Here is a 24,494-nt window from a genome sequence, read left to right as displayed (position 1 = left end):
TTTTTTGGTGGAATTCATTGGTCCTGTTATAAAAGTTTCTCTGGCTGAAGTATTCACCATACATTTAGGAAAGACTATACATCGGTATCTCATTAGGGTCAAGCTCTACGGTTTCATTCGCATGGTCGATGTAGCGCAAAAGATTATATAATTTGGTTTCAATCACACTGTAATCACGTTCGAAATTATAGGCATGCAGGAATTGTTCAATTCTTTTTGATAAAAATTGGTCTTTTGTTCGTACCATTAATATCAGCAAATTATCCCACTCGGATCGATGTGTATAATATAACGCTCGATCATAATCCATTTTATTCATTTGTTTATCTCTCCTCCTTATTAGGAGTTGAGATTATTGTATGATATTTTAACGATAACTTTCACAGAAAATGTTGGACACCCAATGATTACGCTGTTTTCAACATTTACCTGTATATATTGTTGTTACTATGAACAAAGTGGAGGTCATATGATTAAAATTTTTACTTGTGTCATCCTCTTTTTAACCTTTCAACAGAGTAATGTCGTAAGCGCTAAAATTGTCAAAGCAAATAAACCATATACGTATGAAATGTTAGAAGACGATCTTGCAAAAATTCAAAAAAAATATCCCGGGAAAGTAAAAATTAAATCCATCGGAACCACACACTTTGATCGGGATATTTGGGCAATAAAGCTTGGAAAAGGGAAGAAAAATGTGGTTTTGATTGGTTCCCATCATGGGCGAGAGTGGCTGACAAGCCTCATGTTAATGAAAATGCTCGAGTCTTATGCTGCCTCTTATAATGAGAAGGGCCTTTTCGGATTCAAGTCCCATCATATTCTTAATGATGTATCCCTATGGTTTGTACCGATGTTAAATCCAGATGGTGTAGCTGTCCAACAGCATGAACTACAAAGATTTTCGCCTAAACATCAAGAACTTTTGGTAAAAATGAATGGTGGCTCAACTAACTTTGAAGGTTGGAAGTCCAACGGCTTGGGAGTAGACCTAAACAGACAATACCCTGCCGGCTGGGAAAGTCTTAACGGAAACCCCGCTGCTCCTAGCAATAAATTTTATAAAGGAGAAAAACCATTAGAGGCTAAAGAGGTACGTTCGCTCACGAGGTTTATAAAAGAGATAAACCCGTCCATTGCCGTCGCGTATCATACCGCCGGCAGAGAGATTTTTTGGAATTACAAAAATGGCAATTACCTGAAGCGCGACAAACGTATTGCAAAAAAGATATCAAAATTAACGGGTTATAAATTAGCGGAACCAGAAAAAGACGCAGTGGGCGGCGGATTCACAGATTGGTTTATCACTACATACCATAGACCTGCACTAACTATTGAAATTAGTTACCTCGTTGGTGAAACAAATCCGCCTTTATCTATTTTTACCAAAGAGTGGAAACGAAATCGGTATGTAGGACTTAAGCTTGCTGCCGAGGCCAAAAAAGTCCCTGATTAAATACATACTTGCCTATTGTTTTTTCTATCTTGTTTCATCATTCCTCTTTTTACTTCATACATTGTGGTAAGAGGTAAAGGGGGAATGGAAAATGGATGTGGAAGGTCGTAATTCACTCGAATATGCGATTAGTGAAATCACTGAAATAGCAACAGGTTTTGGTTTGGATTTTTATCCAATGCGTTATGAAATTTGTCCTGCAGAAATTATTTATACATTCGGTGCATACGGTATGCCGACCCGATTTTCACATTGGAGTTTCGGTAAACAGTTTCATAAAATGAAACTTCATTATGATTTAGGGCTTAGTAAAATTTATGAATTAGTAATCAATTCAAATCCTTGCTATGCATTTTTACTTGATTCCAATACACTCATTCAAAATAAACTAATTGTTGCCCATGTGTTAGCACATTGTGATTTCTTTAAAAACAATGTTCGATTTCAAAATACAAAGCGCGACATGGTCGAAAGTATGTCAGCCACCGCTGAAAGGATTCACCAATATGAAATTCAATACGGAAAAAAAGAGGTAGAAACCTTTCTAGACGCAGTTCTGGCCATTGACGAACATATTGACCCATCACTTATGAGACCTAAGCTATCATGGTCAATTGGAGATCACGAGGAAGATGAAGATCATGAACCACTAGCAGCAACCCCATACGATGATCTATGGAAATTGGATGAAAAAGATAAAAAGGAGACGAATCAACCTCGGAAAAAGAGATTTCCCCCAAGGCCGGAGAAGGATTTATTACTATTTATCGAAACATACAGTAGAGAGTTAACCGATTGGCAACGAGATATCTTGACGATGATGCGTGAAGAAATGCTTTACTTCTGGCCGCAGCTTGAAACGAAAATTATGAACGAGGGCTGGGCCTCCTATTGGCATCAACGAATTCTTAGAGAAATGGATTTAACAAGTGGTGAAGCAATCGAGTTTGCAAAATTAAATGCAGGAGTTGTGCAGCCATCGAAAACAGGTATCAACCCATATTACTTAGGAATAAAGATTTTTGAGGATATTGAAGAACGCTATAATAACCCAACAGATGATATGAAACTGCGTGGAGTAGTACCAGGCTCCGGGCGTGAAAAGATATTTGAGGTCCGAGAAGTGGAATCAGATATTTCCTTCCTTCGAAATTACCTAAATAAGGACCTTGTCATGCGCGAGGACATGTATCTTTTTCAAAAACAAGGTAGGGATTATAAAATTGTTGATAAGCAATGGGAACAAGTTCGTGATCAACTAGTAAATATGCGCGTAAATGGAGGCTTCCCTTACATCACTGTTAATGATGGTGATTATTTAAAAAATGGCGAACTATACTTAAAACACTGGTACGAAGGAGTGGAACTAGATGTTAAATACCTGGAAAAAGTTCTCCCTTATATCCAGCAGCTTTGGGGCAGACCTGTTCATATCGAATCCATGATTGAAGACAGAAAAATGTTATTTTCGTATGATGGGAAAGGAGTCCATCGCAAATATTTGTAATTTCTTTAGGCTATCTTGTAATATCAAGATAGCCTATTTTAATTTCTTCGCAATTGAGTGAGGAAATTATTTCATGAATGTATCGTTTAATGTAGTAAACACTATGCTAAAAAGGGGATAAATCCGATGAAACAAACGCTCAGCCCTAATGTTCTTTCTGTTTTAGAAGATAAAATTCAATTAATTAAAACACAAAAAGGGGCGATATATTTAGTAGGTCCGATAAAACTTCCAGTTAATTTATACGGAGAAACCGTAGTTTTTAAATGGTATTGCTGGCTAAACTGTGATGAAGTTACAGAGGATTTTGAACGAATAATTGATAAATTATCGTCAGCAAATTTAGCGGAATATCAACAATCCAGCGTTTTAGTATACGGGGACTTTGAATATGCAGACGATGCAATCATAAGATTTCATTCGATTTGTCATACGGGCGATATTTTTGGGAGCAAGCGTTGTGATTGTGGTTTCCAATTAAAACAGTCGATGAAAATGATCTCAGAACATGGCAATGGAGCCCTATTTTATCTGGCAAACCATGAAGGAAGAGGGATTGGGTTATTTAGCAAGGCAATGGCCTATGTTCTTCAAGAAAACGGGTATGACACGGTTGAAGCAAATGAAGGCCTTGGTTTTGTAGATGATTCCAGAAACTATGGAGATGCGATCCAGGTCCTTAAAGCCTTACGATCTAAGCCTGTCACACTTATGACGAACAATCCTAAAAAGTTAGAGGCTTTAAAAAATGCCGGTTTAGAGGTAACAAGCAGAAAGCCTTTATGGGGAGATGTATCAGAGTATAACGAAAAATATCTGCAGACTAAAGTAAATAAATCTGGACATATAAGAGAGAAGGGGAAAGGTCCAAATGACTAATCATGAATTCTATATGGAATTAGCACTAAAAAATGCAAAAGCAATGAAAGGCCAAACAGACCCCAATCCATTAGTTGGGGCTGTAATTGTGAATGATAACCGAGTTGTGGGAATAGGAGCCCATTTAAAGGCCGGAGAGCCGCATGCTGAGATTCACGCCATTCGTATGGCTGGCGAAGCAGCAAAGGGCGGGACCATCTATGTTACGTTAGAACCATGTTCCCATTATGGCAGGACAGGCCCATGTGCGGTCGCAATCGTAGAAGCTGGTATTGAAAGAGTGGTTATTGCGACACTAGATCCGAACCCTGTTGTTTCCGGGAATGGAGTCAACATACTAAAAGATGCAGGAATCGAAGTGACAATCGGGGTCCATCAAGAGGAATCCCAACGGATGAATGAAGTATTTAATAAATTCATCGTCGAAAAAAAACCATTTGTGACTTTAAAATCAGGAATTACTTTAGATGGAAAAATAGCCACTTACGCATCAAACAGTAAATGGATTACTTCGGAAGAATCCAGGAACGATGTCCATCATCTAAGAAATGAAAATATGGCGATACTCGTAGGCGTCAATACGGTAATAAAAGATAACCCTGAATTAACGGCGAGAATTCCAAATGGGAGAAATCCAATTCGAGTGATTCTGGATTCTACTTTAAAGATTCCTTTAGAATCAAGAGTAATTACAGATAATCTTGCAGAAACTTGGATATTTACTAGTAAGAATTATGATCAGGAAAAGGAAAAAACATTAAAGTCTTTAGGAATAAAAGTTTTTGCTACGAATGGATTGGAAAAAGTTGATCCAGAAGAAGTTGTTCAAATATTAGGAGAGAACCTGGTCTCCTCAGTGTTAATTGAAGGCGGAGGAAGTATAAATGCATCGTTCCTTGAAAAGAAATGTATTGATAAAGTCATCCTCTATTTTGCACCAAAACTAATTGGCGGAAAGGACGCACCTACTTTCTTGGAAGGGACAGGAATGGAGAAAATGGCTGATGCAGTGGACTTAATCGATACATCGATAATTAAAATTGGAAAAGACTTTAAATTTATTGGATATCCGAGTTATTCAAAAGAGGGAATTTTGTGATGAGATTTGGTTTTGATATTGATGATACCTTAATAAATCTACGCGAACATGCCTTTAATATTTATAATCGAAGGTTGAATCAGAAAGTTCCAGTCGAAGTTTTTCATAACTTAAAACGGGTTGAGATACATGAACCCTTTGGATTAGATGATGAACAAGGGAATGAAATGTGGCGCAGTTCTTTAGAAGAAATTTATTATACATCTTGTCCGCCTTTTCCCGATGCTGTTGAAACTTTACAAGGACTGGAGAAGAAAGGACATGAAATCTATTATATAACTGCAAGACCAAAAGAGCATGGGGAACGAACGAAGAAATGGTTAAAAGAAAATGGTTTTCCTGTTCACGATGAGCGATTCTTTTATGGAATGCAGGATCATGAAAAGGTAGAAATCATTAAGAAGTTAAATCTTGATTATTACTTTGATGATAAACCAGAGGTATTAAATACATTATTAAACGAATCAATTAAGATTTTTCTCAGGGATCAATCCTATAATCGACATTTAAATTTACCGAGAATAGTAAATTGGAGTGACCTTGAGGCAATCATTAATGAGAAAGTGAAATAAGAGTCTATTTTTATTGTGTGTTAAAGCTATCTTGTAGTACAAGATGGCTTTTTTATATGTATAAGTTGAAAAAGTAATTATATTATTACATATAAAAATACAGTTGACACTGATAATCATTCTCGTTATAATCAGAATTGTGAATGATAATCATTATCAAATATATAATTATACATACTGGGGGAAAATCACAATGTCAATCAAGTTTAAACTTCTAGCAGCAATGGCAGCCCTTTCATTAGTTCTTGGAGCTTGTGGAAAAGCAGAAGAAACACCTAGTAAACCAAAGGTAGAAAGCAAAGCAAAATCAGCAGAGAAGAAAGAAGCAGAAGTAGAAGAAAAAGAAAAGGTAGCGTATGCTGATGTATTTACTGAAGCTACTACAGAACTTGAAAAGGCAAAAGAAGGAAAAGAAGTTGATTTTGATAAAGTAACAGATTTATATAATAAGAATTTTAAAGAGCTAGTTAAACAACGTGACGCAGAATTTGAAGATACAATTGATGAAAAAATCACTGCAGCGCTAGCAGCTGGTAAAGATGGTTCAATGGATAAAGTAATCGTCAAACAACTCTTTGATAAATTAATGCAAAAGGTATTTTATACATCTATTAAACACGATTTTACAGAAGTAACTGAAAAATGGGGCAAAACTGAGGAAGTAAATGCTGAATTAGAAGAAGCAAAAGGATATTATGCGATTCTAAAATCAACTGTAGAAAAGCGTGATGCTGCATATGGAACAAATCTTGTCAGTGTCATTGCTGGCGGCTTTAGCGAAATAGAAACAGCAATTAAAAACGACGATCAACTAAGCTTTAACTTAGGTAAGCAAGTCGTTGACAAAACGTTAATGAAAACCTTCTATCTAGCAACCGGTGCACTTCCAAATGGATATGCAACAAAGGCTTCAGCTGAAGCGGGGAAAGACGCTGCACTTGCTAAGGTAGAGCAAGCAGAAGGCTGGGCATTTTACCAATCTCTAAGCAGTTACTTGGGCAAACATGCAGCTGATGAAACTACATTGATTGAAAAGCAATTCAATCTTGAATCTGATGTAAAGGCATTAGATCCTGCTGTTGTTAACAAAGCGTTCGTCCGTGGTTTTGCGAAAATTGCTATTGATGAGTATGGCGAGAGTAAAGAATTATTGGGTGAAGATAAAGCTGTTATCACTGGTTTAGAGGGTGCATTATTCATCGATATCATCGGTGAAGATATCAAAACCCTTCTTGGTGAAGATGCTTATAAGGCATTAACTGAAAAGGCACAGAAATACGTTGAAACAGCAAAAGCTAAAGATAAAGCTGCCGGTGAAGCACAAGTGAACGAGTTAATTTCCACTCTGAATACAATCGTAGAAAAAGCGAAATAATGCAGAGGAAAAGCCTTGTTAACATACGCAAGGTTTTTCCTTTTTTCTCTGATATGAGAGAATAATGTACATGACCAACTAGGTTTAGAGGTGTTATAAATTGAAAGTAATTGTTACTGGAGGAGCAGGTTTTATTGGCTCCCATCTTACAAGGAAATTGTTAACGGAAGGCCATGAGGTTTTAATCATCGATGAACTGCATCCTTACTATTCTGTTGCTAGGAAAAAACGACAGCTGGAATTTGCACGTGAAGCAGGAGAGTTCGCTTTCTTTCAAAAAAGTCTTCTAAATGATGAAGCGGAAGTAAAGGAAATCTTTCTTGCCTACAAGCCGGAAATGGTCATCCACCTAGCGGCAATTCCCGGTGTATCACATTCAATAGCTGCGCCGAATGAGTATGTTGACTACGATATTAAAGCCACCATTAATGCACTGCGATATGCGGGTCAATCAAATGTAAAACATTTTATTTTTGCTTCTTCCTCATCGGTTTACGGAGAACAAAAGAACGTTCCACTTCAAGAAGAGATGGCAACCGGAAATGTGGTATCTCCTTATGCAGCAGCTAAATTTGGGGCTGAATCCTTTTGCCATGCCTACTCTTCATTATTTGACTATAAAATTTCCATCCTGCGCTTTTTTACGGTTTATGGACCGTGGGGGAGACCGGATATGGCTATTACAGGGTTTATTAAAAATTTGCTGAATAACCAAGAAATTACTTTGTTTGGGAATAGAACGGCTAGAGACTATACATATATTGATGATTGTATAACTGGGATCATAAGTGCTTTTAACCAAACTGAAAGGGTCGGAACCTATAATATAGGGTCTGGTAAACCGATTTTTATTGAAGAATTAGTTGACTATTTAAAGCAGCATTTTCCTGATGTGACGGTAAAACAAGGAGACTTTCGCCAAGGGGATGTTAATTCTACATGGGCGGATATTACGAAGGCACATGAACAGCTTGGATTCGCCCCATCCATATCTTTTTCAGAGGGACTTGCTAAAACGATAGAATGGGCCAAAAAGCATGTTTCAGAAATCAGTTAAACGTTTGGTGAAAACGATGGGATTCATCCTGGCAGGAATTTTTATCCTGTTGTCCTGGCGATATTTTCATGCTGAAAACTTCTTAAATGGTTTCAAAAAATTTTTCTTGAGTCATCCGTTAATTATCATCGTTGTTACAGTGAGCTATCTATCCTCATTTATGCTAAGAGCTGAGGCGTGGAGATTATATCTAGGAAAGAAAGCCAAGTTTATTAGCTGTTTACAAGGCATTCTCTTAAGTCTTTTCGTAAATCATATTACTCCTATCAAGGTTGGGGATGCGGTTAGGGTCGGGGTGTTGTCGTGGAAGGAAAAAAACATAACGCCTGATATTTCTGCCCATTCTGTAGTTGTGCTCAGATTACTTGATATGTTGTTCCTGATATTATTTTCCATTATCGGACTGGTTGCCTTTTCCAAAATGTTCATCTTCCACTTGTCTTTAGGAGTTTTACTTTTTTTAGGTTTAAGCAGTCTAATAGGGGGATTTATAGTTTTTAAATATTGTCCACTCTTTGTGGAAAAGCATATCTTATTATTAAGAACAAACTTTAAAGGCTGGAATTTTGTTTATATTTTTTTATTAATTGGATTAAGCTGGGCTTTGGAAGGCGCTGTATTGTGGGGAGTAACAGCTTCGTTAGGCGATGGTCTTTCTATTTATAAAGCCATTTGGGTCAATTCTATTACTGTCGGCGGGCAAGTATTTCAAATAACACCCGGGGGAATATCTACATACGAATCAGTCATGACCGCGGCTTTAACAAGCTTTGGTTTTCCAACAAAGGATGGATATATGGTTGCTCTTATTAGCCATAGCTATAAGTTTATTTTTTCCTATTTCGTTGGTTTTCTGCTATTGATTCTTTCACCTGCATTAAATTTTAAACAAATAAATGTGTTTCTAAGAATGAGAGGAAGACAAAAATGAAAAAAGCATCTTCTTTTGAAAAAGTGGCGGCGAGGTGTTGGAACCTTCTAAATGAAGGGAAGCCGTTTACTCCAATATTTACAATTGGTACCATGCTGATTTATTCCCTATCTAAGTTGGGGTCCCCTTCTTCTAGTTTAGGTCTACTCTTAGGGTTATTAGCCATCTTACCTCTATTAATTATTTACTATCTCTACGATTTTCCGTTATTTCTTAGGAATTATTTATGGATCCCATTTACAGCCTATCTTATCATTTGGGATCATGTGAATCTTAGTTTGCTTTTTACCGGCATCGGTTTATATTTCTTTTTTACAGTCTTTTTTTGGGGTACATTTTATTATCATTTGCGAATTGGTACCTCATGGCTGAATTTTACCCGGTTCTGGAAGCTCGTTTTAAAAAATAGTGATTCCACAAGTGGGAATGCCCAAGAACAACTGCCTAAGTTTCTTTTGTTATTATCACTTTGGAATTTGACAATTGAGAAGCAAACCTGGTCGGGCAGTGAAATAGGAGTCATCGTTTTCTTTTATTTAGCGATCCTATTATTTGCTTGGATTCTCCATAAAAATCTGTTCGATTGGAAGCCGAAGATTATCCCTTCCTTTACTTCTAATGTTGAAGAGCGGACAGATGCAATAAATAAGAAAGTTATTGTTATGGTCATTGACGGAATGAGGAAAGAGCGTTTTGAAGAAGCGAACACTCCATTTCTCGATTATTTGAGAAAAAATGGAACAGACTATACTCGAATGGAAACCGTGTATCCGGCAAGAACCGTTGTTTGTTTTTCATCAATGTTTTCAGGGACTTACCCATTTGAACATGGAATCAAGTCGAATATGGTTTGGAAGCAGGGTATTAAAGTTGAGAGTGTATTCGACACTTTAAGAAAAGTAGGGAAAAAGGGTTCATTATTAGCCGTCGCCCATCTCGTTGATTCCTTTGGAAAGGACGTAGAGACATTTACAGCGGTAATGCACAATAATGTAGTCGATCGTAAAATTATTGATCGTGCGAAAAATATCATGGAAGAACAAGATCCCGATTTGCAAATTGTGCAATTAATAAGCACAGATCAAACCGGACATAGCCGTGGAGTATTATATGACGAATATATCCAAAAAATTGAAGAGGCTGACGCTTTAGTTAAAGAATATTTCGAGTGGTTAAAAGCGAGAGGTAAGCTTGAAAATTATACGTTTATTGTTTGTGCTGACCATGGTCAAGCAGATGGGATTGGCGGACATGGCCACCTCGATGAAGGTGAAAGATTCGTACCGTTTTTTATGTATGGTTCGGCCATTGAACAAGGAAAAAGTGTGGAGGAAAAGCATAGTTTAGTTTCCCTCGCTTCAACGATTTCCTATTTGTTAGGGGCACCATATCCTAGTCACAGCCGTGGACCAGTATTAATAGACGCAGTAAGGAAGGATGTTTAATCAATGGAGCAGCAAAAAGTAATTGTTTTTCTTCCAGCTTTTAATGAAGAAGAGTCGATTGCCCAAGTTATTCAAAAAATACCGCGAGATTTCAACCCAAAGGTGAAGGTAGAGGTTCTGGTCATAAATGATGGATCAAATGATCGAACGGTAGAGCAATCTTGGAAAGCTGGAGCAGACTATGTCCATACCTTTGCTGAAAATCAGGGATTAGGTGCGGCTGTTCGCAAAGGGCTGGAGCTTTGTGTTCTAAATGGAGCTGATATTGGAGTCATGATTGATGCCGATAATGAATACCCTGCTGAGCAGATTCCTGATATTGTCTCACCCATCTTAATGGGAACAGCTGATTATGTAATGGGTTCCCGTTTCCTTGGAACTATTGATGGAATGCAATGGAACAGGAGAATCGGCAATTATTGTTTTACATTTCTTCAAGCTCTTTTGCTAAGAAAATGGATTTATGACGGACAGTCTGGGATGAGAGCTTTTTCTAGACAAGCGATGGAAGAAGCTGAAATTGTCCATGATTACAATTATGCACAAGTTGTCACACTAAATCTCATCAGAAAAGGCTTTCGGATGAAAGAAATCCCAATTCGATATCAGGTCCGTAAAGCTGGTGAATCATTTATCAAGTTTCGTAGTTATATGACATCGGTCTTACCTGCCATTTTAAAAGAAATGAGAAGGCCAGTGAAAAGGGTGATCGATAATAGGGAAATAACTGGTGAAAGAGACAGGGAATTACACCTCTTGAAAGCAAGGGAGATTAATAAGTAAGATAAATATGATAAATAAGTGAAATTCTAAATCCTTGCATTGACAGCGAGGATGATAATCATTATCATTATCCATGTAGGAGGGAAATTCTTAATGAAAAGATTTTTTGGATTATTTTTTACTTTTGCATTAATTTTTTACAGCACTCCTCTAAGTAGTGCTTTTGCCTACTCCTATGGTGACCCGAATGAGGAGAAGGTAGCTGAGGTCTACAAAGAAATGGTAGTGAAGCTTGATGAGAATCCTCCCAATTACAATTCTGCCCAAAAAAACTTTGAAACTGTTAAAGAAGAGATTGATATGCATATGGGCCTAGAGCCTGCTAAGCTAATTCTGAGCAACCTAAAAGATAAGGACAAGGAAGCTACTATTAACAATATGCAAAAACTACTGGTTTTAAATATCGCCAGGCGTCTAGAGAGTATTGAAAAGGGCTTTGCTGAATATGACACAACGAAAAGGCTCCTAGCTAAAGCCTTTGCTACATACGATGCGTTGTCACCTAAAGTGGAAGCTGAAAAACCTGAGAATGATAAGAAAATCAGAGCGGATTTTGATCAGGCACTTGAAGCATTAGGGAATCCGGGATTGTTTGGTGTCGGGAAAAAAGAAGCGAATTTAGATGAATTTAAGAAAAATAAAGACGAGATTCTAAACTCATTAAAAACTGAATTCAACATAAAAAGCCTGGAAGTTGGGCATTTTTCTGAGAGTGCTATAGAATCCGGGACTGAAAAAAAAGACTGGACGGATATTTCGAATATCCGAAACTGGGTACCGCTTGTATTAATTGCAGGGATAATAATAGCGGTAATTATCATTGTTATCCGCAGAAGAAGGAATAGAAATTAGGTAACAACACCATTGGGGAGGGGACTCGGCTATGGAAATCCAGGCTCTATTAATCACATTCCGTGAAGTGTTAGAGGCATTATTGATTGTTGGGATAATAACTACCTATCTAAAAAGAGTGGACCATAAGCAGTACAATAAATATGTTTGGTTAGGAGCGGGCTTGGCAGTTTTGGCAAGTGTCGGGGTAGCCCTCCTTTTTCAAATTGTTTTTACAGGATTTGCGGCAATGGGAAGCGAAATGTACTTGAAAATAGGCATTATGCTCGTTTCGACCGTATTATTAACCCAAATGGTCTTCTGGATGGCTAGTCACAGCCGTGATTTAAAAGGAAACATGGAAGGGAAGATGAATAAGTTTATATCCACTGGGAATGTAGTGGGAATGGTAATCCATTCTTTTTTAGTCGTCCTTCGTGAAGGAGTAGAAACCGTATTCTTTTTTGCCGCAATCACCGGTGGAAACATCGGCGCAGCCATGCAGGGATGGGGCGCGCTTACTGGTGTAGCCATAGCAATTATTGTCTCATATTTGTTCTTTAAAGGAACGATGCGGATTCCTTTGAGCACTTTCTTCAAGTTGACCGGTGCATTTATTATTCTTATATCTGCAGGACTACTAGTACAAGCGATTTCAATGATGCAGGACCTTAATATCATTGGCAGTGTTCTTCCACATGTTTATGATCTTACATGGTTCCTGCCGGAGCATCCGATTGATTACACACATTATCTTCGTGATACTGGTTCGGCTCCGCTATTATCTGGGGATATTGGAGTATTTCTAAAAGCATTGTTCGGCTATTCATCCATGCCCTCTATTGAAGAAGTACTGGCTTATATCGGATACTTTGTCGCAATATTATTGTTAACCTCTTCCAAACCTGCAGGAAGAAAGGTAACTAATAAAACGAATTCAGAGACAAGTAAAATTCTTAAGACACAAATGAAATAAATTTTTCAACATTTAAAGTACAAGGCCGCGGCCTTGTACTTTTTCTCTAGACCAGGTGGTGGATAGTTATTGTTCAAAAGAGATTTGAAAAATACCTTTTTAATAGTGATAAGTGCTGCAGCTATAATTATTGTTTTTATATCTCAACTGTATTTTATTAATCCATATACCTCCTCTTGGGATCAGGTGGATTTTGCACTTGCCGTTAAGCGCTATGATTTAATGGCTATGCAGCCGCACTTCCCCGGATATCCGTTTTTTATTTTAGGAGGAAAATTCATTCATATGTTTGTGATGGACCCATCAAAGTCATTAACGATTTTTAATATCTTTTGTTATGCTAGTTCTGTGTTTCCCATATATAAGTTGTCCGGAAGATTCGTACAGAGATCATTTGCTAGTTTATCTACAGCACTTATTTATTCAGCAACCTACAGTGTTATTATGGTTAATCAGCCGATGTCAGAAGGAGCAGCTCTAGCAGCTTTTTGGTGGTATTTATGGAGCCTTTTTTTTGCTTTAAACAGAAAGAATTCAAGAGCAATCTTATTACCATTAGGTTTTTTGAGTCTTATGCTAGGAATTCGCCTTTCCTACATGCCCTTTGCTATCGGGATAATCGTTCTGTTTTATTGGAAAGTAAAAAGAGATGGATTAAAAATCAAAGAGATAATATTTTACTTAATCTCCGGGATCATCTTTCAAGCTATATGGGTAATGGGTCTTGTCATTTCTGAGGGGAGTATCATCGGTTTTATTAAGCTTTCTTTGGCGTTTACCAGTGGTCACTTCAGTGATTGGGGAGGAACGGTAGATGCAGCTGATATTGGTTTTGTTGATAGACTTATAACTTTTTCCTCAAAGAATATCCTATGGACGGGGAGTGCAACGGAATCTGTGCTTAGTGCTGTCATTTATATTTCCTTTCTCATTTATATATTTTTCAGAGCGTTCAAAAAAACAAAAAAAAGATGGCCATTTATGAGCCTTTTCTATCTATTGTTTAGCAGTTATTTTGGTTGGGCACTATTGGCGCAAAATGTAGAAAAAGCTAGGCATGCGCTCCCGCTAGCGGCCTTGTTGATATTTTTCCTGTGTATACATCTTTTTTCAGGAAGAATTCCTTTTTTAGTAATGGGACTCAGTATTTTCCTCCTAGGCCATCAGCTAAATCAAAATGTAACCCTATTAAAGGCGGAAGCTAAAGAACCTCCAGCTGTTTATCAAATGAATGCATATATTCAAAAAATGAATGTGCCTGTTATACTCTACACATGGGAAGAAACGAGGGTGCTTCAGTATTTAGATGTTCCATACACACACAAAAGGATAGAAACCTATCAATATTTCCGGTATGATGCGAAATATTTCCAAGGCAGGACAGTACTACTTACTGATAAAGTAATTCAAGGATTTAGGTCACAAGGTATTTCAATAGATGGGAAAATCAAAAAGATAGCAACTTTTCATTCCAACGAGCTTTTTGACCCGGTTTATCATGAAATAATTTTATATAAATGGACGGTAAAATAAACTGAGTAGTAATAAATAGGAAATACTCAATATGGAAAGGAAAATTTTCATTGAAAAAAATAGCCATTGCTGGAACAGGATACGTTGGACTAGTTACAGGGGTTTGTTTAGCAGACATCGGCCATGATGTGATTTGCGTAGACCGGGACCAACATAAAGTAAGTACTTTAAACAATGGGTATCCGCCAATTTATGAGCCGGGATTAAACGAACTAATGTTGAAAAATATGGAGGAGGGGCGGTTACGGTTTACAACTAGCCCCTCTGTCGGTTTTGAAGATGCTGAAGTTATCATGATTACAGTAGGAACGCCCCAAAATGAAAACGGCACTCTTGATTTACAGTATATTGAACAGATTTCAAAAGAAATCGGCAGGTCATTAAAGCGGAATAACGTTATTATCGTTACGAAAAGTACAGTACCAGTGGGAACAAATGCAAAAGTTAAGAATTGGATTCAATCGGAAATACAAACAAGTCTTAAATTTCAAGTCGTTGCTAATCCTGAATTTATTAGCCAGGGGTCGGCGATTTATGATACTTTTCACGGGGATCGGATAATTATTGGATCTGATAGTAAGGAAGCTCTAAATTTGTTGGAAGAATTATATCAGCCGTTTGGTATTCCCATTTTTAAAACGGATATGAATAGTGCTGAGTTAATAAAGGTAGCATCAAATTCATTCTTAGCTTTAAAAATTAGTTACGTGAATGCACTTGCAAGTATTTGTGAACAGATGGGCGCAAATATTGAAGACGTATCATTTGGAATGGGGATGGATTCTAGGATCGGTTCAGCATTTCTTAGGGCTGGATTAGGATTTGGCGGCTCATGCCTGCCGAAAGATACCCACGCACTCGTTCAAATGGGGAATGATGCAGGAGAAGCCTTTAACCTCATTGAGGAGGTTATTGAAGTTAATAAAAGACAGGAACTTAAACTAGTGGAAAAGGCCCTAAACCGATTTCAAAGTTTACATGGAAAAAAAGTTGCATTACTGGGCCTTTCATTTAAACCTAATACAGACGATATCAGGGAAGCCGTTTCGATTAAGCTAGCAAGGCATCTAGTTCATGAAGGGGCGACAGTAATTGCCTATGACCCTGTATCAATTCCAAATGCAAAAAAGGTATTAGGAGAGCTAATTTCATATGCAGAAACGGTTGAACAAGCTCTAATGAATGCTGACCTTACGTTTATTGTAACTGAGTGGGAAGAAATTAAAAATGTTCCGTTAAATCTCTTCCATGAGATAATGAAAGAACCCGTTATCTTTGACGGGAGAAATTGCTTTCAATTAGAAGCTATTAAAAAATTTCCAGTTGAATACTATTCAATGGGCAGACCTAATGTGATTGGAGAAATAATTTCGGTGCGACGATAGGAAGGCAGCTACCTAGATAGCTGCCTTTGTTTTTATGTAAACAAGTTACTTTGCAATTTTCCAGGAAGTTTGATACTTTCACTGTAGTTTTCATACACTCGGGGAACTCTTTTCCCAATTAAACAAACAACCTCATAATTGATGGTGCCCATTAAATGGGCAATTTGGTCCACGGACTGAAATGAAGAGCGGCTTTCTCCAAATATGGTAACTACATCACCAACAGAACAATTCTGTATATCCGTAATATCAATCATTGTTTGATCCATGCACACCCTTCCGGCAATAGCCGATTTGTGCCCATGGATTAATACCTTCCCGCGGTTTGATAGGAGGCGGGAAAGGCCGTCAGCATACCCAAGCGGAAGGGTGGCGATCAGACTTTCTCTTTCCGGCTTCCAAGTCCACCCGTAGCTGATTGCCTGCGAAGCTGCCACTTTTTTTATCGCTGCAATTTTCGTTTTGAAGTTCATCGCCTGCTGAAGCTTAATGGAGTGGTTTTTTAACAAAGCATCCGGATATAAACCATACAAGGCAACTCCAATGCGAACCATGTCAAGATGCATATCTGGAAATTTCATTGTTGCGGCACTGTTGCAGCAATGCTTGATTGGAATATAAACGCAATGATCCTCCAAATACTCCGCAATTGCTTGGAATTTTTTAAACTGTGAATAAGTGGGTGCACTATTTTTATCATCAGCATTGGCAAAATGCGTAAAAATCCCCTCAAGATATACATGTGCTGCGTTAGAAGCCTTTTTCGCAAGAATCAATGCATCATTAGGGGTAGAAACACCTATCCTGGACATACCAGTATCAATTTTTAAATGAATAATAGCCTTTTTGCGTAAACGCTCCGATTGAAAAATGATTTCATCTAATACTTCATGATCAAAGACGGTTAATGAAATATTCTCTATAATTGCGGCCCTAACCGAGCGTGTCGGAGTATACCCGAGTACAAGTATAGGGTGGGTTATCCCTGACAATCTAAGTTCAATTGCCTCATCTAAAAGGGCCACCGCTAAGTAATTTGCCCCAGCCTCCAACACTGTTTTGGCAATTTCAAATGCCCCGTGCCCGTATCCATCCGCTTTAACCACTGCCATGATTTTTGCTTGAGGCTGAACAAACTGCCTAAACTGAAGATAATTATTTTTAATATGATCTAGTGAAATTTCTGCCCATGTATCGCGGTAACCTAATTGATTCAATGTTTACCATCCCCCATAATCAAAAATCCCCTCAAGCTTTCTTGAGGGGAAGAGAGCAACTATAAAGTTGCAAGTTCTTTTTCTAATGCCTTTTCTACTGTTACATAGTTATATCCAAGATCTTTTGCTACTGCTTCATAAGTGATTTCTCCGTTGGCCACGTTAACGCCAAGATATAATGCAGCATTTTCAGAAATGGCTTTGTAAACCCCTTTATTTGCAATTTGCAATGCATATGGAACGGTAACATTCGTTAGTGCCATAGTTGAAGTTCTTGGAACAGCCCCAGGCATATTTGCAACAGAATAGTGTACAACACCATGTTTAATAAATGTTGGATTGTCATGTGTGGTTACATGGTCGATTGTTTCCACAATTCCACCTTGGTCAATCGCAACATCGACGATCACTGAACCAGGTTTCATTGATTTCACCATTTCTTCTGAAATTAGCTTCGGAGCCTTTGCACCTGGGATTAGAACGGCACCAATGAGAAGATCGGCTTCTGCCACTGCTTCAGCAATATTGAAAGGATTGGACATTAATGTTTTAATTTGGTTTCCAAAAATATCGTCTAACTGACGGAGACGGTCTGCGCTTAGGTCAATAATTGTCACGTCTGCACCTAAACCAATCGCCATTTTAGCTGCATTGGTACCAACAATTCCACCACCGACAATGGTAACTTTTCCGCGGTTAACTCCTGGAACACCGGCAAGGAGAATTCCAAGACCACCATTATTTTTTTGTAAGAACTGCGCTCCAATTTGGGCAGCCATACGACCGGCAACTTCACTCATTGGAGTAAGCAATGGAAGAGTTCTGTTTACAGCAACTGTTTCATAAGCAACTGCGATAACACCTTTATCTTTAAGAGCTTCTGCTAACTCCGGCTCTGCAGCTAAGTGTAAGTAAGTAAATAAAATTAACCCTTGGCGGAAGTATTTATATTCACTTGAAAGAGGCTCTTTCACCTTCATAATCATATCTGCTCGTGTCCATACCTGTTCAGCGCTATCTACAATCTCAGCACCAGCTTTAGCATAATCTTCATTAGTGAAACCGCTTCCAATTCCAGCGTCCTTTTCCACTAACACAGAGTGACCAGCCGTTAGAAATGAAACAACACCTGCCGGAGTTAGTGCTACACGGTTTTCATTATTCTTAATTTCTTTAGGTACACCTATAAACATAATCTTATTTCCTCCCCTAGTTACATTAAAGTGTTTTGCTATGGCTAAAGTATAGAATGTTTGCCAGAGAATTTCTTTGTTTAGAAAAGAGAAAGATTTTCATTCTTTTTGGAGATTTTCACAAAACGTTCAGATCCGCTGATATTTTTCGAGCTTTAAATCTAGGTAGAGAACCATTTTTTGATTGGGATCCTTGAAATTCACCTCACCAATTTCGGTGATTCGTTTAAGACGATAATTTAATGTGTTCGCATGAACATTTAATTCTTTAGCGGCGTCATTAATGTTGTTATCTTTATTTAAAAAAACCTCCAATGTTTCAATTAAATTGCTGTTGTGTTTTTCGTCATATTCATGCAGTCGTTTCAAGGAATAATTTTCATAGGCATCGGTTTGTCTTTTTTCTAAAATCATATCTAAAATTTGATAGATTCCAAGTTTTTGATAATTAAAAATATCGTTTGTGTCCAAAGGGAATTTTTCTTTAATTGATAAAACCGAAAGTGATTCCTTATAGGCTTTGTTGGTTTTTTGATGGTCCTCAAAAATACTGCTATAACCAGGTTTAATTCCCTTAATTCCATACCTTTCCCTCATTTGTAAGACAAAGTATTTTGCAAACTGATCAAGATCATTGAAAGGGCTCTCAAGATTTGTTGCTGATACTAATAGAATTAACTGATTACAGTCAATTGTGTAGAGAGTAATTTTTATCCTTTGATTTGTTTTTAAAAGATAAGAGATGGATTGCTCTACTTTATTCGAAATGTTTTCCTGAAACTGAAAAACAAGAACCGCAAATGAAGCTGGCGGTGTTATCTGCAAAGAATGGAAGTGGTCAACAATCTCTTCTGTTGTTTTTAAATGGCCCGTTAATAGTTTCCAAAAAAATTCTTGTGAACGTTCTTCTTTTTTATTTTTCCGCGTCTGCAGCTGCAATAGTTTATTTTTAGCCGCATCGGCTGCTTTCTTTAACAGGATGAAATCTTCTTCAGTTAATAATTTATCAATTTCGATAGCCCAAATAAATCCAATCACTTCATCTTGTTTCCAAATTGAGATAGCAACTCTATGATTAAGTCCGATATCATTCATGTTTTTAACACGTATTGGGTCTTGGGTCTTAAGTAAAGCAGGAATCGTTCCTTCTTTCCATAACTGATTAATGACTTTTTCCGGTACCCGGCGGCCAATGATGGTAGAAATTCGTGCAGGATCGGTACGTTCATCATGTGTACTATAGGCAAGCAGACGGTGGTTGGCATCCTCAATGGTAATTGGGCACATTAGTACCTGACTAATAAGGTCGGCAAATTCATCTAAGCTATCAAAGGCTGTCTTAAATGGATCATGTAGTCTAGTATTCAAAATGATTACCCCCAGGTTAATATATAAAGCTCGTTGATATTGTTATTAAGGTAAAAATTGTCTTTGTTTAATTTTACAAAAAATATAAAATAATTTCATGTATTTTAACAAAATAATTCATATATAATAATGTTAAAATGATTTCGATTAGTCCTAAAAGGGTAAATATTTTAATAACTCCCCATTTGAAAGCGTTATCATTGGGTAAAAAGGAGGAATTAGTATTAAAAAGCTTAAAAGTGAAGACTAACATTGCTATATTAATAGAGTGACGAAATTATTTCATTGGGATGAGAGATGTTGAAGTTTATTCATAAAGGGGGATTTATATGAGTAAAAACACTCATGGGAAAGAGTTGCATCGAGGTTTAGAAGAAAGGCATATCACCTTGATGTCTTTAGGGGCAGCCATCGGGGTGGGACTATTTCTTGGTTCTGCAACAGCCATTAAAATGGCAGGACCAGGTATTTTGATTGGATATGCAATTGCCGGACTAATTATGTTTTTTATTATGCGAGCGCTCGGAGAAATGGCGATTCAAAAACCAGTATCAGGTTCTTTTAGTAAATACGCACGTGATTATTTAGGACCACTTGCTGGGTACATAACAGGCTGGAATTATTGGTTTTTATGGGTTGTAACCTGTATGGCTGAGATTACAGCTGTAGGAATTTACATGGAGTATTGGTATCCCGATGTTCCCCGTTGGATCTGGGCACTATCAGCACTTGTGATTATGGCAACAGTCAATTTCCTTGCTGTAAAAGCATATGGTGAATTAGAGTTTTGGTTTGCGCTAATTAAAATTGTAACAATTGTTGCGATGATTGCTATCGGTATTGGCATGATTTTCTTTGGCTTTGGGAACGGTGGTATCGCTACAGGAATTAAGAATTTATGGGAACATGGCGGGCTATTCCCTAATGGAATGAAAGGCGTTTTATTATCTTTACAAATGGTCATGTTTGCATACCTGGGAATTGAAATGATTGGGGTTACAGCAGGAGAGGTTAAAAATCCTGAAAAATCACTTGCAAGAGCAATAGATTCTGTTTTCTGGCGTATTCTTATTTTTTACGTGGGGGCTTTATTCGTTATTATGTCCATCTATCCATGGCAGGAAATTGGTACAAAAGGAAGCCCATTTGTACTTACTTTTGAACAAATTGGAATACCGGGAGCAGCAGGTATTATTAACTTCGTCGTGCTAACAGCAGCACTTTCATCCTGTAACAGTGGTATTTTTAGTACGGCACGGATGTTATTTAACCTTGCACAACACGGTGAGGCACCACAGAATTTTGCAAAAGTAACAAAAAGCGGTGTTCCAGGGGGAGCAGTTGTAGCTTCTGCTGGTGCGTTATTGATCGGTGTTGTCTTAAATTATATTGTTCCTGCAAAAGTTTTTACATGGGTCACGAGCATTGCAACCTTTGGAGCAATCTGGACGTGGGGAATCATTCTCTTATCGCAAATTAGCTATCGTAAATCCTTAAAACCGACCGAGGTAAAAGTGCTGAAATATAAGATGCCGCTTTTTCCTTTAACTTCTTATATTTCATTAGCCTTCTTAGCTTTTGTCATTGGACTAATGGCTTATAATCCAGATACAAGGATTGCGTTAGTCATTGGACCTTTATTCCTGGTTTTCTTGGTTACAGTTTATTATGCAAAAGGATTCCATAAACGAGGTACAGTCCAAAATAACGCGGAAGAACGTGTTAGTTAAATAAATATCTAGAAGAAAAAGCAGTGGGGGGGCCCACTGCTTTTTCGTTGGTATTATTCATTTGCTGTAGTACGTTCTCCATCCGCAAAATGCTTTTTGGAAGGCCAGAAGGCCCATTTCCCGAGTAAGACTGTAATCGATGGTACAAGTAATGGGCGGACGATGAAGGTATCTAATAACACACCGATAGCAGTAATCGTTCCAAAATGAACAAGTACTTGAATTGGCAAGGTGGTTAATATGGCAAAGGTTCCGGCAAGAATCAGTCCAGCTGAAGTAATAACCGACCCAGATTCAGCTACTCCTTCTTTAATTGCTTGAAATAGTGGCAGCCGCTTGCTTTTTTTCCAAATGCTTGAAATCATAAAGATATTATAGTCTTCACCTAATGCAACAATAAATACAAAGGCATAAAGCGGAATAAATCCTTGGATTGCCTCAACCCCGAAAATATAATGAAGGAGAACCCAGCCAAGTCCAAGTGCACTAAAGTATGATAATAAAACTGTTCCAATTAAATAGGCAGTTGCTGTAATTGAACGAAGATATACAAGCAATAAAACTGCAATGATACTAAGGACAATCGGGATGATGATTTTGCTATCCTGATTGGTTGTTTGCTCAGTATCGTATTGTTCAGCCGTTAGGCCCCCAATCCAAACCTTTTGAGAAGCATTAGTAATGCCGGCACTTTTTAAGCTGTTTTTCACTGTTTTGCGAAGTTCCGGTATATGAGCCATTGCTTTATTGGAATAAGGGTTAATATTCATCTCAACATTATAGCTAATAATATTTATATTTTTGGCACCTTGTTTTCCCTCTGAAACAAGATCTACATAAGTAAGTTTGCCTAAATCATTCTTTACCGTGTTTGTTTTCCCATCGGTTTGAACGATGACTTGCACAGGTGCAAGTTCGCCAGGATTAAAGTGTTCTGAAATGATATTGAAGCCCTCTCTAGATGGCATATCTTTTGGAAAAGCAGACAAAGTATCATAGGTATAGACGATTTTGGCTGAGAAAAAGGCAAAAATACCTAAAAATAATAACGTGAATACCATCAGATGGATTGGTTTTTTAACAATAAGGTTTCCTAGCCGAAAACCAATCCCCTGTTTATTTTTTGGAGGAAGTAAGGTTTTCCCTTTCTTTTGGGCCCGTTCCTCCTGCATTTCCCGTGTCCGTGGCAGAAACGGATAAAAGGAGGCTCTCCCAATAATACTTAGAAGTGCGGGAATTAGTGTTAGACTTGCCAACATCATAATGAGAATAGAAAGACTAAATGGAATGGCAAAGCGGTGAATCGCACCGTATTTGGATAGTAATAGCATTAATAACGAAAATACGACAGTTAGACCACTCATCGCAATCGCACCTGATGCGCCTTTGAGAGAAAGCTTCATGGCAATTAACTTATCTTTCTCTTCCAATAAATGATTTCTAAACTGAGAGATTAGGAATAAGCAATAATCCGTTCCCGCTCCGAAGAGAAGTACAGTCATAATCGAAAGGGCCTGTGAGTCAAACTCAATCCAGCCAGCCTTTGCGATTCCCCCAAGGATTGGATTAATAACACCGTAGGCAATTCCTACGCCTAACAATGGGATCAAAGCTAAAATAGGAGAGCGATATATTAATAATAATAGGATAAGAACGATTGCTACCGTGCCAAACAATAAGGAAAGGTCCCCTTGACTAAATAAGGCAGTTGCATCTGTTGATATACCGGCTGGTCCAGTGATTCTTAATAATAATTTATCCTTATCAGCAATTTTTGCTTTATTTGGATTTTGTGGGAAAATGGACTCGGCTTTTTCTTTAAATGCTGATAATCCGTCTGCGACAATCTCCTTGTCTGTACCCTTTTTAAAAGTAACAGGTAAAATTAACGTAGTGCCATCCTGTGAAAGTTGTTGCTTAAGAACGGGAAGCGGGAATTGATAAAATGGCACGACGGAATCCTGGGAGCTTACGGGATTTTTATCTAATTCCATTGAATATTTTTGAATGAGTGAAAGGTCTTCATTTGTCAATCCAGTTGATTTATACCAGGTTAACAAGGCAGGAATGCCAGAAGTTGCCGGGAATTCCATGTCTGCTACTTTTTTTGCTTGCTGTGATGGAGAAGTTGATTCTAAATTAGCGGCCATCTCATTCTTTTGGGTATTTGCTTGTGGTAGGGTCATATTTAAAACGGCAGCAAATAATAACCATGTAAAAATAACAACCCATCTGCCTTTCTTTCCGCTTACAGTGTTGCCATATATTTTTAACCATTTATTCTTCATGTTGTTCAACTCCAATCTTATTTACTTATCAATTGATAAGTCGTGGACAAAAAAAGATTATCCTCTTATTCCATTAATAAAAATTGCAACCATTAATTTGGCTTTTTTCTCAGCTATTATCTTCCGTTCTTCTTGGGTTAATGCTTCGGTAATCTCAGTTTGTAGATTTGCTTTAATTACATTTAAAATTAAATAAGCTAGCTCGGTAGAGTTTGTATTAAGCGATTCTAGATTTTTAATTTCTTCATTTAAGATTCCATCATTAATCATAGTTACAATCGGCATAAAAAAACTTTCAATCCACCTTTGATGAATGAGTTGTTGGTTATCAGGGCCTAATTCATGTGATATATCATGAAACATTTGTTCCAGATCCATTTCAAAATGAATCATCATATAGATTGCGATTTGAGTTAGCCTTTCTTGAAAGGTGGGAAATTTGCCTAAGATTGCTTTTAGGTCTGATTCAGTATGATGGAGAGTTTGCTGAATAACAGCTACATAAAGAGTTTGTTTGTTTTTAAAATAATGATAAATAGCAGGCTGTGTAACACCGCAAAATTGTGCAATTTGTCTGGTAGATACTGCCCGATATCCTAACTCCATGAACAAACGCTGAGCCGTATTAATAATTGTTTGGTATGTTTCTTTGTAACTCGCAGCTTCTATTTGCTTATCTGCTTTTACCATTGAATAAAATCCTTTCTATTATTTTACTTATCGGATGATAAGTAAAATATATCGAATCAACGAAAAGAAGTAAAGTAAAAAGAAACATAACCAAAAGATGGTTTGAGATCTTTACTAATTTCACATACTAAGTTTATTAATTTAAGGGGGTATGTGTTTTGTTCGCGAGGAGAATTACT

General features: G+C 37.5%; 21 protein-coding genes. 15 read left to right on the top strand and 6 right to left on the bottom strand.

Annotated elements, in window-relative coordinates; translation table 11 throughout:
* Positions 1 to 64: 64 nt before the first annotated feature.
* A complete protein-coding gene (locus BDR01S_RS11945) occupies positions 65 to 319 on the bottom strand; it encodes a YhdB family protein (protein ID WP_066251774.1) in 255 nt (84 codons plus the stop codon).
* Between the two features lie 150 nt (positions 320 to 469).
* Between BDR01S_RS11945 and BDR01S_RS11940 the strand changes: the two genes are divergently transcribed.
* The 14 genes from BDR01S_RS11940 (at position 470) to BDR01S_RS11875 (ending at position 15,829) form a co-directional block, all read left to right on the top strand.
* The gene (locus tag BDR01S_RS11940; protein WP_066259772.1) at positions 470 to 1,456 is read left to right on the top strand and encodes a M14 family zinc carboxypeptidase; all 987 of its coding nucleotides are present in this window, start codon (positions 470 to 472) and stop codon (positions 1,454 to 1,456) included.
* A gap of 91 nt (positions 1,457 to 1,547) precedes the next feature.
* On the top strand, positions 1,548 to 2,963 hold the full coding sequence (locus tag BDR01S_RS11935; RefSeq protein WP_066251777.1) for a SpoVR family protein: 1,416 nt from the start codon (positions 1,548 to 1,550) through the stop codon (positions 2,961 to 2,963).
* Positions 2,964 to 3,089: 126 nt separating this feature from the next.
* The gene (locus tag BDR01S_RS11930; protein ID WP_066251780.1) at positions 3,090 to 3,842 is read left to right on the top strand and encodes a GTP cyclohydrolase II; all 753 of its coding nucleotides are present in this window, start codon (positions 3,090 to 3,092) and stop codon (positions 3,840 to 3,842) included.
* Positions 3,835 to 4,941 (top strand): bifunctional diaminohydroxyphosphoribosylaminopyrimidine deaminase/5-amino-6-(5-phosphoribosylamino)uracil reductase RibD, encoded by a 1,107-nt coding sequence (ribD, locus tag BDR01S_RS11925; protein ID WP_066251782.1) that lies wholly within the window; start codon positions 3,835 to 3,837, stop codon positions 4,939 to 4,941. The genes BDR01S_RS11930 and ribD overlap by 8 nt, the downstream gene beginning before the upstream one ends.
* On the top strand, positions 4,941 to 5,513 hold the full coding sequence (locus BDR01S_RS11920; protein ID WP_066251785.1) for a 5' nucleotidase, NT5C type: 573 nt from the start codon (positions 4,941 to 4,943) through the stop codon (positions 5,511 to 5,513). Before ribD ends, BDR01S_RS11920 begins: the two co-directional genes overlap by 1 nt.
* A gap of 193 nt (positions 5,514 to 5,706) precedes the next feature.
* Positions 5,707 to 6,888: a hypothetical protein gene (locus tag BDR01S_RS11915; protein ID WP_066251787.1), complete on the top strand. Its 1,182-nt coding sequence runs from the start codon at positions 5,707 to 5,709 to the stop codon at positions 6,886 to 6,888.
* 100 nt (positions 6,889 to 6,988) lie between these two features.
* On the top strand, positions 6,989 to 7,945 hold the full coding sequence (locus BDR01S_RS11910; RefSeq protein ID WP_066251790.1) for an NAD-dependent epimerase/dehydratase family protein: 957 nt from the start codon (positions 6,989 to 6,991) through the stop codon (positions 7,943 to 7,945).
* Positions 7,926 to 8,876, top strand: a complete 951-nt coding sequence (locus tag BDR01S_RS11905) for a lysylphosphatidylglycerol synthase transmembrane domain-containing protein (RefSeq protein ID WP_066251794.1) — start codon at positions 7,926 to 7,928, stop codon at positions 8,874 to 8,876. The genes BDR01S_RS11910 and BDR01S_RS11905 overlap by 20 nt, the downstream gene beginning before the upstream one ends.
* Entirely contained in the window at positions 8,873 to 10,321 is a 1,449-nt protein-coding gene (locus tag BDR01S_RS11900) for an alkaline phosphatase family protein (protein WP_066251796.1), read from the top strand. The genes BDR01S_RS11905 and BDR01S_RS11900 overlap by 4 nt, the downstream gene beginning before the upstream one ends.
* A 3-nt stretch (positions 10,322 to 10,324) precedes the next feature.
* Complete coding sequence (locus BDR01S_RS11895) at positions 10,325 to 11,104, top strand: glycosyltransferase family 2 protein (protein ID WP_066251799.1); 780 nt, start codon at positions 10,325 to 10,327, stop codon at positions 11,102 to 11,104.
* A gap of 93 nt (positions 11,105 to 11,197) precedes the next feature.
* Positions 11,198 to 11,956 (top strand): hypothetical protein, encoded by a 759-nt coding sequence (locus BDR01S_RS11890; RefSeq protein ID WP_066251802.1) that lies wholly within the window; start codon positions 11,198 to 11,200, stop codon positions 11,954 to 11,956.
* 31 nt (positions 11,957 to 11,987) lie between these two features.
* Positions 11,988 to 12,911 carry an FTR1 family iron permease gene (locus BDR01S_RS11885; protein WP_066251803.1) on the top strand — a complete coding sequence of 308 codons (924 nt, stop codon included), beginning with the start codon at positions 11,988 to 11,990 and terminating at the stop codon, positions 12,909 to 12,911.
* Between the two features lie 69 nt (positions 12,912 to 12,980).
* Positions 12,981 to 14,444 carry a glycosyltransferase family protein gene (locus tag BDR01S_RS11880; RefSeq protein WP_066251806.1) on the top strand — a complete coding sequence of 488 codons (1,464 nt, stop codon included), beginning with the start codon at positions 12,981 to 12,983 and terminating at the stop codon, positions 14,442 to 14,444.
* A gap of 50 nt (positions 14,445 to 14,494) precedes the next feature.
* On the top strand, positions 14,495 to 15,829 hold the full coding sequence (locus tag BDR01S_RS11875; RefSeq protein WP_066251808.1) for a UDP-glucose dehydrogenase family protein: 1,335 nt from the start codon (positions 14,495 to 14,497) through the stop codon (positions 15,827 to 15,829).
* A gap of 32 nt (positions 15,830 to 15,861) precedes the next feature.
* Here the strand turns inward: BDR01S_RS11875 and alr are convergent, their stop codons facing one another.
* The 3 genes from alr to BDR01S_RS11860 form a co-directional block, all read right to left on the bottom strand.
* Complete coding sequence (gene alr / locus BDR01S_RS11870; RefSeq protein ID WP_066251811.1) at positions 15,862 to 17,046, bottom strand: alanine racemase; 1,185 nt, start codon at positions 17,044 to 17,046, stop codon at positions 15,862 to 15,864.
* A 59-nt stretch (positions 17,047 to 17,105) separates the two neighbouring features.
* Positions 17,106 to 18,239, bottom strand: a complete 1,134-nt coding sequence (gene ald, locus BDR01S_RS11865; RefSeq protein WP_066251814.1) for an alanine dehydrogenase — start codon at positions 18,237 to 18,239, stop codon at positions 17,106 to 17,108.
* Between the two features lie 129 nt (positions 18,240 to 18,368).
* On the bottom strand, positions 18,369 to 19,607 hold the full coding sequence (locus tag BDR01S_RS11860) for a PucR family transcriptional regulator (protein ID WP_066251817.1): 1,239 nt from the start codon (positions 19,605 to 19,607) through the stop codon (positions 18,369 to 18,371).
* Positions 19,608 to 19,936: 329 nt separating this feature from the next.
* On the opposite strand from BDR01S_RS11860, the gene alaP reads away from it, so the two are divergent.
* Positions 19,937 to 21,337, top strand: a complete 1,401-nt coding sequence (alaP, locus tag BDR01S_RS11855; protein ID WP_066251820.1) for an alanine permease AlaP — start codon at positions 19,937 to 19,939, stop codon at positions 21,335 to 21,337.
* Positions 21,338 to 21,390: 53 nt separating this feature from the next.
* Here the strand turns inward: alaP and BDR01S_RS11850 are convergent, their stop codons facing one another.
* Complete coding sequence (locus BDR01S_RS11850; protein WP_066251823.1) at positions 21,391 to 23,625, bottom strand: MMPL family transporter; 2,235 nt, start codon at positions 23,623 to 23,625, stop codon at positions 21,391 to 21,393.
* A 57-nt stretch (positions 23,626 to 23,682) separates the two neighbouring features.
* Positions 23,683 to 24,315, bottom strand: a complete 633-nt coding sequence (locus BDR01S_RS11845) for a TetR/AcrR family transcriptional regulator (protein ID WP_066251826.1) — start codon at positions 24,313 to 24,315, stop codon at positions 23,683 to 23,685.
* Between the last annotated feature and the right edge of the window lie 179 nt (positions 24,316 to 24,494).

This window comes from Neobacillus drentensis NBRC 102427, from assembly GCF_001591445.1.
Lineage (GTDB): Bacteria > Bacillota > Bacilli > Bacillales > Cytobacillaceae > Neobacillus > Neobacillus drentensis.
The sequence above is the reverse complement of the archived record's forward strand: the minus strand, read 5'-3'. Positions and strand labels throughout refer to the sequence as shown.

Coding starts and splice junctions, on each gene's coding strand:
- BDR01S_RS11945 (WP_066251774.1), bottom strand. CDS start 319: ATGAATAAAATGGATTATGATCGAGCGTTATATTATACACATCGATCC.
- BDR01S_RS11940 (WP_066259772.1), top strand. CDS start 470: ATGATTAAAATTTTTACTTGTGTCATCCTCTTTTTAACCTTTCAACAG.
- BDR01S_RS11935 (WP_066251777.1), top strand. CDS start 1,548: ATGGATGTGGAAGGTCGTAATTCACTCGAATATGCGATTAGTGAAATC.
- BDR01S_RS11930 (WP_066251780.1), top strand. CDS start 3,090: ATGAAACAAACGCTCAGCCCTAATGTTCTTTCTGTTTTAGAAGATAAA.
- ribD (WP_066251782.1), top strand. CDS start 3,835: ATGACTAATCATGAATTCTATATGGAATTAGCACTAAAAAATGCAAAA.
- BDR01S_RS11920 (WP_066251785.1), top strand. CDS start 4,941: ATGAGATTTGGTTTTGATATTGATGATACCTTAATAAATCTACGCGAA.
- BDR01S_RS11915 (WP_066251787.1), top strand. CDS start 5,707: ATGTCAATCAAGTTTAAACTTCTAGCAGCAATGGCAGCCCTTTCATTA.
- BDR01S_RS11905 (WP_066251794.1), top strand. CDS start 7,926: ATGTTTCAGAAATCAGTTAAACGTTTGGTGAAAACGATGGGATTCATC.
- BDR01S_RS11900 (WP_066251796.1), top strand. CDS start 8,873: ATGAAAAAAGCATCTTCTTTTGAAAAAGTGGCGGCGAGGTGTTGGAAC.
- BDR01S_RS11895 (WP_066251799.1), top strand. CDS start 10,325: ATGGAGCAGCAAAAAGTAATTGTTTTTCTTCCAGCTTTTAATGAAGAA.
- BDR01S_RS11890 (WP_066251802.1), top strand. CDS start 11,198: ATGAAAAGATTTTTTGGATTATTTTTTACTTTTGCATTAATTTTTTAC.
- BDR01S_RS11885 (WP_066251803.1), top strand. CDS start 11,988: ATGGAAATCCAGGCTCTATTAATCACATTCCGTGAAGTGTTAGAGGCA.
- ald (WP_066251814.1), bottom strand. CDS start 18,239: ATGTTTATAGGTGTACCTAAAGAAATTAAGAATAATGAAAACCGTGTA.
- alaP (WP_066251820.1), top strand. CDS start 19,937: ATGAGTAAAAACACTCATGGGAAAGAGTTGCATCGAGGTTTAGAAGAA.
- BDR01S_RS11850 (WP_066251823.1), bottom strand. CDS start 23,625: ATGAAGAATAAATGGTTAAAAATATATGGCAACACTGTAAGCGGAAAG.
- BDR01S_RS11845 (WP_066251826.1), bottom strand. CDS start 24,315: ATGGTAAAAGCAGATAAGCAAATAGAAGCTGCGAGTTACAAAGAAACA.